General features: G+C 40.6%; 6 protein-coding genes and 1 pseudogene. 2 read left to right on the top strand and 5 right to left on the bottom strand.

Translation table 11 applies throughout. The features are described 5' to 3' along the window. A partial coding sequence (locus ACR2F7_RS12445; RefSeq protein ID WP_432713879.1) for a sigma-54 interaction domain-containing protein occupies window positions 1-713 on the bottom strand: 713 nt, incomplete at its 3' end. Between the two features lie 2 nt (window positions 714-715). Continuing rightward, window positions 716-2146, bottom strand: coding sequence for a tRNA (N6-isopentenyl adenosine(37)-C2)-methylthiotransferase MiaB (gene miaB, locus ACR2F7_RS12440; protein ID WP_432713878.1), 1431 nt, complete (start codon window positions 2144-2146; stop codon window positions 716-718). 99 nt (window positions 2147-2245) lie between these two features. On the opposite strand from miaB, the gene ACR2F7_RS12435 reads away from it, so the two are divergent. Both ACR2F7_RS12435 and ACR2F7_RS12430 read left to right on the top strand, forming a co-directional pair. After that, a complete protein-coding gene (locus ACR2F7_RS12435; protein WP_432713877.1) occupies window positions 2246-4069 on the top strand; it encodes a hypothetical protein in 1824 nt (607 codons plus the stop codon). A gap of 49 nt (window positions 4070-4118) precedes the next feature. After that, complete coding sequence (locus ACR2F7_RS12430) at window positions 4119-5906, top strand: hypothetical protein (RefSeq protein ID WP_432713876.1); 1788 nt, start codon at window positions 4119-4121, stop codon at window positions 5904-5906. Between the two features lie 43 nt (window positions 5907-5949). Here the strand turns inward: ACR2F7_RS12430 and ACR2F7_RS12425 are convergent, their stop codons facing one another. The 3 genes and pseudogenes from ACR2F7_RS12425 to ACR2F7_RS12415 all read right to left on the bottom strand — a co-directional run. Continuing rightward, complete coding sequence (locus ACR2F7_RS12425; protein WP_432713875.1) at window positions 5950-8070, bottom strand: DPP IV N-terminal domain-containing protein; 2121 nt, start codon at window positions 8068-8070, stop codon at window positions 5950-5952. A 509-nt stretch (window positions 8071-8579) separates the two neighbouring features. Then, complete coding sequence (locus tag ACR2F7_RS12420; protein WP_432713880.1) at window positions 8580-9644, bottom strand: branched-chain amino acid aminotransferase; 1065 nt, start codon at window positions 9642-9644, stop codon at window positions 8580-8582. 117 nt (window positions 9645-9761) lie between these two features. Continuing rightward, a pseudogene (locus ACR2F7_RS12415) lies at window positions 9762-9991 on the bottom strand (HAD-IB family phosphatase); the annotation flags it as partial.

The following is a 9991-nucleotide window of genomic DNA, read 5'->3' as shown; positions in this document are numbered from 1 at the left end:
TGTTCTGCAATATTTTTCAACTGCCTTACGTTACCAGGCCAGCTGTAATTGCTCAGCATTTGTATAGCATCAGGTTCAAGTTGTATCCCCGGACTGCGGTATTTATCGCTGAAATCTGCAGAAAACTTTCTGAAGAGCAGGTAAATATCTTCCTTACGCTCATGAAGGGCAGGGATTCGCAAAGGCACCGTATTTAAACGGTAGTATAAATCTTCACGGAATTTACCAGATTTCACCCTGTTGTAAACATCAACGTTAGTGGCCGCAATGATCCTTACATCGGTTTTTTGTACCTTTGAAGAACCTACCCTGAGGTATTCACCACTTTCAAGGATCCTTAACAAGCGGGCTTGAGTACCCAAAGGCAATTCGGCAACCTCATCTAAAAAGATGGTACCACCGTTGGCCACTTCAAAATAACCCTTACGGGCTTCATGAGCACCTGTAAAAGAGCCTTTCTCATGTCCAAACAATTCAGAATCAATTGTTCCTTCAGGAATGGCACCACAGTTTACGGCAATAAAAGCACCATGTTTACGGGCGCTCAACTGGTGAATGATGTGCGAAAATACTTCCTTACCACTACCACTTTCACCTGTTATTAAAACAGACATATCTGTAGGGGCAACTTGCCTTGCTATATCTATAGCCCGGTTTAAAAGAGGTGAGCCTCCAATAATACCAAAGCGGTTTTTAATGTCTTGTATATCCATAATTAATCTGCTATTCTTCCCAGCAATGTTGCTGATGTACAACGCTCAATTATTACATTCACATATTGACCAGGTTTAATGTCGCTGGTCGCAGGAAAAACAACCATTGCATTTTGGTCACTTCTACCACAATAATCCTTATCAGATTTTTTAGAAACACCTTCTACCAGTATTCTTACGGTTTTGCCAACACTTTGTTGCAACCTGCGTAAAGACCAATCCTGTTGTTTCACCAAAATCTCACTCAAACGGCGTTTCTTCACCTCTTCAGGAACATCATCCGGAAGTTTTCTTGCCGCAAGGGTACCTGGTCTTTCAGAATAGCTAAAAGTAAAGGCAAAATCATAACCTACATAATCCATCATGCTTAACGTTTCCTGGTGCTCCTCTTCAGTTTCTGAGCAGAAACCGGCAATGATATCAGAAGAAATTGCACAATCAGGAATAATGTTGCGCACGGCATTGATGCGGTTAATATACCATTCGCGGGTATAGGTACGGTTCATTAATTCTAACACCCTGCTGCTGCCCGACTGAACAGGAAGGTGGATATAATTACAAATATTATCGTATTTAGCAATGGTATATAATACCTCGTCAGTAATGTCTTTCGGATGTGAAGTAGAAAAGCGAATCCTTAAGTCTGCACTTATCAAGGCTACTTTTTCCAATAGTTGGGCAAAGTTAACTTCATAAGGTGCATCAGCAGCAGCCTCAGGATTTTTCCATTTATAAGAGTCAACATTCTGACCTAATAAGGTTACTTCTTTATACCCTCTGTTGAATAAATCCTGTGCTTCAGCTAAAATAGAATAAGGGTCCCTGCTACGTTCACGCCCCCTGGTGAAAGGAACAACGCAAAAAGAACACATATTATCGCAGCCGCGCATGATGGAGATAAAGGCAGTAATGCCATTTCCACCCAAACGAACAGGACTGATGTCAGCGTATGTTTCTTCCCTTGATAAAAGTACGTTGATGGCTTTTCTTCCGTCTTCTGCCTGGTTTAATAACTGCGGTAGATCACGGTAAGCATCTGGGCCTACCACCACATCTACCAGTTTTTCTTCTTCTAAGAACTTAGATTTTAAACGTTCGGCCATGCAGCCTAACACGCCAATAATCAATTTAGGATTGCGACGTTTTTCTGCACTAAATTGTGACAAACGGTTTCTCACTCTTTGTTCCGCATTTTCCCTGATAGAGCAGGTATTGATAAACACTACATCAGCTTCTTTAAAATCCGCTGTGGTTTCAAAACCATCATCTTTTAAAATAGAGGCAACGATCTCACTATCAGCAAAATTCATTTGGCAACCATAACTTTCAATATAAAGCTTTTTGCCATTGCGCAGTAAAGGCGAATCTAAAACTAAAGCCTCACCTTGGCGCTCTTCATCATGTGTCTTATCTGTAAGCTGTAAATCAATCATATATAGTTACTGTTTTATGCGACTTCAAAAATACGCAAATATATTTGTAAATGACAAAGTGGCAGAGATATTGTATGTTGTATTTTACAAACAGATGGTATGATTAAAAATAATAGAGGTTTAAAAAGGATATGGCTATGGATAGGAGGTGTTTTTCTGGGAATAATGATGGTTTTAGGAATTGCAGCGCTCTATTTCAGTGTAAAATGGAAACCCCTGCTCAGCGAAAAAATCAAAACCGGTGTTTATAATGGTTCACACAGACTATATAAAATTGACTTCAAAGATATACACCTCAACCTTTTTACCGGCAGCGCAACCTTAAATCAGGTAACGCTGATACCTGATACATTAGTATTTGATTCTTTAAAAAAGCTAAAGCTGGCACCGGCACATTTGATGGAGCTTCAATTAAATCAATTGGATATCAATAGGGTTGGAATTCTCAATGCCTATTTCAAAAAGAAACTGAACATCAGTTCTATTGTACTTCGGGAGCCCACTATTACCCTTACTCACCGCAAGGTGGACAAAAGACCCGATACCGTGATCAATGAAACCACGCTCTTTCAACAAATTTCTAAAACTTTTACCTCCATTAGCCTGCACCGCTTAAATATTGTAAACGCCAATTTAGCTTACCTGAACGGCGATAATGGGAGGAAGCAGCACACCATTAAAAAATTAAGTGTAGAGGTTAATGATTTTTTATTAGACTCGCTGTCTGATCAGGACACCAACAGGTTTTATTATACCAGGGAGGTGAGCTTTACCATGACAGGTTATCAATCTTTAACAGCAGATAAAATGTATACCATGAAAGTGGATACCATTACAGGCTCTGTCAAAGAAAAAACCCTGGAGCTGAAAGGCTTTTACATGCTGCCCATGTATGCTGAACTTCCTTTTAGTCGTCGTTATAAAACCCAGAAAGATCGTTTCGACATGCACTTTGAAAAAGTTAACTTTAGGGGGATAGATTTTGTAAAGCTTGATCAGGAAGGAAAGCTTCATGCCCGCACGCTGGTTATTGGCCCGGCGAAGGTGGCTATTTTCATGAACCGTGAACTTCCACCTCCATCGTTTGACAAAGGGAGAAACTACCCCCATGTGGCCTTACAAAGATTAGACTTGCCGCTGCACCTGGATACTTTAAAGCTGAAGAACCTCCATGTGGCTTATTCAGAATATAACCCTATTTCACAGAAAAAAGGAACGGTAGACCTGGAAAATTTAAGCGGAACGATACTTAATGTAACCAACGATTCGTTGCAGCTGACTAAAAACAACCATGCCATTGCCAACTTAAGCACCAGGATTATCAAGGCAGCTCAAATTAAGGTGCACATCAATTTTAACCTGACTTCCAAAAGTGGTGCCTTCAGTTACAGTGGAAACATAGGCCCTTTGAATATGACGGAGTTAAATCCCTTGTCGCGCAATTTAGGTTTGGTAAAAATTGATCAGGGGAAAATTCAAAAAGCAGATTTTAACATCAATGGAGATACACATGGCGCTAATGGCACAATGCGGTTTTACTATAGCGACCTTAAAATTACCATGCTCAAGGAGAGCGAAAAAGGGGAGCCCTTTAAAGAAAAAGGCTTTCTCTCGTTTCTGGCAAATACCATTGTGGTTAAAAATGATAACCCTTCAAAGGGTGAAACCTTGCGCATTGCCAAAATAAGTTTCCAAAGAACACCTGCAGCCTCCTTTTTTAACCTGTTATGGAAAAGTGTTTTTGTGGGTATCCGCGAGACTATTGGCATTGGAATGGTGCCCGTAAAAAGCCCGGAGAAAGCTTTTGATAAGGTTGTTGATAAAAAAGAAGAACGAAAAGAAAAACGGGAAGAAAAAAAGGAAGAACGCCAAAAGGATAAGGAACGTAAAGCCGAAGAAGAAATTACAGCTAAAGGCAATTAAATCAAATTGAGGAGAAAACTGTATATTGTATTCGGTATCGCTCTTGCCTATGCTTAAAAGTCTGCTTAAAAGTCACCAGGTCATTAAATGGCTCGTCATTATTGCCGCTTGCTTTTTGCTCGTCTTCGGTACCGTATCCCTTTACATGAATATTTGGGTAAAGCCCATTTTAGCAAAGCGGCTGAAGGAACTGGTAGGACAGGCGACGGAAAACTTGTATAGCATAGACTTTACTGGCATCAGTGTGAACTGCCTTACCGGCGATGCTAACCTGAGTAATGTTAAATTTATGCCCAATGCGGCAGTCTTAAAAAAGCTAATCGCCGCGAAAAAAGCACCTAATAACGTTTACAACATCCAGCTGCGGAAACTTTCCATCCGCAATGTGCATCCCTACAGGGTTTACAAGTATAAAAAGCTGGATATCGATGAGGTAGAGATTCTTCACCCGCGGATAACGATGGTGAATAAGCAATACGACTTTAATGAAAATAAGCCTGCAGGACCTATACAATCGCCTTACGACTATATCTCTAAATTTCTAAAAGAAGTTCGCATCAACACGATCAGTTTTAAAGAAATCAGCTTTAAATACGTGGATAACAACCATGCTAAGCCTATTATCAATCAGCTGGAGCATTTAAACATTACCCTCAAAGACTGGCTGATTGATGCTACTTCTGCGCAAGACACCAGCAGGTTTTACCTGTTGAAAGAGGTGAAATTGCAGCTCAGTGATTATTCTTATCCTACGGCCGATAGCTTGTACCATGTGAGGGCCAGTGAAATCAACTTTACCGGATCAACAGGTGCGCTGCATGTTAAAAAGCTTGCCTTAGTACCCAGGTACACAGAAATGGAATTTGCCAAGGTGGTAGGAGTTGCTAAAGACCGTTTCCATATTCAGTTGAGCGATGTTAAGTTTAAGGGTATAGACTTTCCCTTGTTGATCAAAAATCAGGAGTTTTTTACTCAGGAAATGAATATCAGGGATGGGCAGTTTGCTGTATTTAACAACAATGAAATGCCTTCGCTAGAGGTTGATAAAACTGGCCAGTATCCTCAGCAGCTGCTGCAGAAATTACCGGGGAAGGTGACCATTAAAAAGCTGCAGCTGAAAAATATCAACATCTGTTATGCAGAGTATGATGCCGACAGTAAGCAAAAGGGAAGAATTACCTTCGAAAATACAACAGGAACTGTAACCAATATTAGTAATGCCGAAAGGGAAATTAAGCACAACCGGATGATGGAGGCTAACTTGAGCACCTATTTAATGGGGCAGGGTAAATTAAATACACAGTTTAAGTTTGATTTGCTTGCCGCTGATGGCGCATTTTCTTATTCCGGGGAACTGTTCGGTTTAAATGGCTCCGTATTAAACAATGTAACCAAGCCATTAGGGCGGGTGCACATTAAAAGTGGAATGGTTAAAAAGCTGACTTTTAAGGTAAAGGCTAATGACCGTAAGGCTGTGGGCAACATGGAATTCAGGTACAATGACCTCGCTATTGCGGTATTGAAAAAAGAAAAGGGGAAACCATGGTTCAGCAGACAGGGACTTTTGTCGTTTTTAGCCAATAACCTCATCATTAAGCCGGATAACCCAGATCGTAATGGCCTTTTTACAATTGCTAAGATAGATTATGAACGCAAGCCTACGCGCTCGTTCTTCAGCTTTGTGTGGAAAGCTTTATTTAAGGGCATCAGGTTTAGCGTGGGCGTAACACCCCAAAAAGAAGCCATGGTAAAGGCCCACATCGAGAAGTTTGAGAAAATGAAGGTGGAGCGAGAAAAGCGCCGTGAAGCAAGGGAAAGAAGGAAGGAAAACAGGTAGCCAAAAAAAACCGGTATACTTTGCAGCATACCGGTTTTGCGTATTATTTCAATAACTCTGCAGGAGCAGGTTTATTAAGCAGGTTTTCATAATAAAAACGTATTCTCGCTGCTCTGTCGTGCGGGGTTTTTACACCCCCCCAGCCATGTCTGCCACCAGGATAAATCATTAATTCGAAATGTTTGTTTAGGTTTTGCAGTTTATCAATAAATTGAATGGTATTTTGCATGTGTACATTATCATCCATATCGCCATGCATAATGTGCAATAAACCTTTGTATTGATCAGCATAGGTCAATACAGAAGCATTTTTATAGCCTTCAGGGTTTTCCTGTGGCGTATCCATAAAACGTTCTGTATAATGACTGTCGTATAATTCCCAGCTGGTAACAGGCGCACCTGCATAGCCGAAATCAAAAACATCACTTCCATAAGTTAAAGCCATACAAGTCATGTAACCACCATAGCTATGACCGGTAATCAGCAATTTAGCGGGATCAACCCAAGGCTGTGCTTTTAACCATCTGCCTGCAGTCATGTAATCTTTCATTTCCCATTTACCCAAATTACGGTGCATTAAAGCAACACCTGCCTTACCGAACTGTCCGGAAGCACGGTGATCTACAGCAATTTGAATGATACCTTCATTAGCCCACCATTGGTTGGCGGTACCTTTCCAGGAGTTGGTTACCGTACCTGCATTAGGACCACCATAAATACTGAAAACAACAGGGTATTTTTTAGTCTTGTCGAAATCTGTAGGGTAGGTAATTACGGCAGGCAAATCATAACCATCGCCCGAAGGGATGGTGATCATTTCAGTTTTACCGAAAGCATACTGGCTAAATTCTGCCGATTTGCTGTCTTCTAATTCTTTAATTACCTTTCCATTGTTATCTAGCAAAGCTCTTTTTGGTGGCGTGGCCACATTAGAGTAAGTGGTAATAAACTTGTTGCCCGATGGAGAAAGCAATACCTGGTGGGTATAGTCTCCAAAAGTTAACCTTTTTAAGTTTTTACCGTTATAATCTACCCTGTACAAATCTGTACGTGTAGAAGCTTCTTTGCGTGCGGTGAAGTAAACAACTTTCTTTTTCTCATCAACCTTTAAAAGGTTGGTAACCTGCCATTTTCCACTGGTTAAAGGGTTAACCAATTTACCGGCAAGGGTATAGAGATAAAAATGAGCCCAGCCCGTTTTGTCGCTTTTAAGGATATAATGTTTGTTATCTTTAAGGTATTCAATACGGCCATCAAAATCAAGGTCTATCCATGAAGCTTGTTTTTCATCATAGATTTCTTTTTTTGTGCCATTTACAGGGTTAACCGCATAAAACTTTAGGTTCTCTTGTCCGCGGTCCATCCATTGCACCATCATGCTGCTGCTGTCGAAACTCCAGTAAGGCATGCCAAAATACTGGTCTGTTTTTTCATTAAAATCTGCCCATACCACGTTTCCACCTTCGGCAGCAACAAAACCTATACGTACTGCAGGGTTAGGATCTCCAGCTTTAGGGTAGCGGGTTTTTTCAGTATAGCCATGCTGACCAGTAGAACCATTGATAGGGAACATAGGCACTTTAGTGTCGTCAAAACGCATAAAGCTTAACTTTTTGCTGTCTGGCGACCACCAGAAAGCTTTATATTTTGTAGGTCTGCCTAAAATTTCTTCGAAATAAACCCATGAAGAATAACCGTTGTAGATCACATCAGTAGCATCGGTGGTATATCTTATTTCTTTGCCTGTAGCTACTTCAACTGCAAAAAGATCGTTGTTACGGGTAAAAGCAACATATTTTCCGTCAGGAGAGATTGTAGGGTTTTTTTCGGCTAAAGTATCGTTAGTTAAGCGTTTTGGAGCTTGTTTACCGTATTGAATGTAAACATCGTTTTCAGTAACCATTACTTCCACATCACTTGTTGGTGGGGGTGTGTAGGCCGCTTTAGCACCCGTGCTGATGTCTATCGCTTGCAGACCACCAGTTTTTAAGTCGTATTCAAGGTAATGCTGGTCATCACTCCATCCGGTAACAGGTTTTAAGGTTTTGGTGATAGAAGGCTGACCGCCGAAAGTTTGCTGCTGATTAAGCCTTTTTAGCTGGGCCTGAACAGAAAAACTGCAGCAAAGGGCTGCGGCAAGGCAAAAAAAGTTAGTTGTTTTCATTAAAGCTATAATTTGTGTTTAAGGGGTAAGCAAGCCATTACGCGCTGCTCCTTCCCCACATCAGCGGGAAAGTTACACAATGTTATGAAGTTCTTGAAATTATGTACTTAGTTGTTACTAAAATTGAGGTCTTAATGGTTTTTTTAACGGAATCATCTTTTAGGGAATAAGTCTAAGATGCTATACATTAAAAGCAACTAATAATTAGTTAATCATTTTGTAATCTTTAAGAGGGCGTTGGGAAGGCCTTGGTATATCGATTGGATATAGGAAGGCCCTACGAAGGCCCTCCCAACGCCCTCTGAACGCCTTGTAAACTATAACTTGTAGGATAAATTTCATTAACTTAAAATGTTGTTTTAAAACACCATAAATTCATCATCTGATACTTTATCCCTATTGGTAAAACGAAAAAAGGTCGTATCATTTTTCAACGATACGACCTCTCTTATTTAATGTTGCATCACCTTAAGCTCGGGAGAGCTAAGTTAATGCTAATGTGTGTTGTTTTATAATACCCAGTTCCAGCCATTCTCATCAGGAACCAATCCGTAACGAATATCGTTTAACGTTTTGGCGATACCCTGAGAAACCGTACGGGTTGCAGGATCTGTTAAAGTGTATAACTTGCCTTCGTAGCTAATTTGACCAATTGGCGTTACTGTTGCGGCAGTGCCTGCAGCAAAAGCATCAGTTAAACGGCCATTTTCAATACCTTCAATTACTTCTTTAATGCTGATGCGTCTTTCTTCAACTTCAATGCCAGCAGCTTTTGCAAGGTGAATAATGGTATCGCGGGTTACACCGTCTAATACCGTACTTCTTACTGAAGGGGTAACCAATTTACCATCAATCACGAAAATTAAGTTCGCTGTACCAGCTTCCTCAATGTATTCATGTGTAGATGCATCAGTCCAGATCAATTGATCGAAACCTTCTTTAGCAGCTTCCGCAAATGGGAAGATGGAACGGGCATAGTTTCCTGCAGTTTTTGCAAAACCAACACCACCTTCATCAGCACGTGTAAATTCAGTTTCAATTTTCACTTTCAACGGTTTGCTGTAATAAGGTCCTGTAGGGGTTGTTAAGATAGCAAAAGTATATTTATCTGAGGCTTTAACACCCAGGTAAGGATCTGTGGCAAACATTACCGGACGAAGGTAAAGCGAGTAACCATCTTGGTTAGGGACCCATTTTTCGTCAATTTCAATCAATGCAGCAATACCTGCCTTGAAAATATCTTGCGGAATAGTAGGCATCGCCATACGTACGGCAGATTTATTGAAACGCTCAAAGTTTTTATCGCCTCTAAAAACGCTGATTTTGCCGTCAGCCTGGCGATAAGCTTTCATGCCTTCAAAAATTGCCTGTCCATAATGAAGGGCAGAAATTGCCGGACTCATCATGATAGGGCCAAAGGGTAAAACCTGTAGGTTTGTCCATTCACCGTTCTCGTATTCTGCGATAAACATGTGGTCTGAAAACACTTTACCGAAAGGTAAGTTAGAGAAATCAGTCCCAGTTAACCTCGACTCGGCTATCTGGGTTGTTGTAATATTTAAAGTTTCAGTCACTGTGGTATGTTCTTTAGTGTTAGTCAAAAGTAGATAAAAAAAGGCGTTTTTTTGCGGTTTAATTTATTAATGTGGTGTGTATCACAACAATAACATTATTGTCCTGCCCTATAGGGCTTAATACAGTACCCTGAATTTAATGGTTTGCTCAATTTTTTTAAGGGCTTTAAACAGGGCCTTGTCGTATGCAGAATTGATGTCTGTAATGGCATAACCAATGTGTGCATTGGTCATTAGAAACTGACCTACAATGTTTACATTGTGTTTGGCAAGGATGGTGTTCATTTGAGCCATAATGCCCGGCACGTTTTTGTGAATATGGATTAGCCTGTGCGATTTTTCTATCC

The sequence above is a fragment of the Pedobacter sp. genome, assembly GCF_045628745.1.
Lineage (GTDB): Bacteria > Bacteroidota > Bacteroidia > Sphingobacteriales > Sphingobacteriaceae > Pedobacter.
The sequence above is the reverse complement of the archived record's forward strand: the minus strand, read 5'-3'. Positions and strand labels throughout refer to the sequence as shown.

Excerpts from the sequence above, each read along its gene's own strand:
- miaB (WP_432713878.1), bottom strand. The coding sequence starts at position 2,146 with ATGATTGATTTACAGCTTACAGATAAGACACATGATGAAGAGCGCCAA.
- ACR2F7_RS12430 (WP_432713876.1), top strand. The coding sequence starts at position 4,119 with ATGCTTAAAAGTCTGCTTAAAAGTCACCAGGTCATTAAATGGCTCGTC.
- ACR2F7_RS12425 (WP_432713875.1), bottom strand. The coding sequence starts at position 8,070 with ATGAAAACAACTAACTTTTTTTGCCTTGCCGCAGCCCTTTGCTGCAGT.
- ACR2F7_RS12435 (WP_432713877.1), top strand. The coding sequence starts at position 2,246 with ATGATTAAAAATAATAGAGGTTTAAAAAGGATATGGCTATGGATAGGA.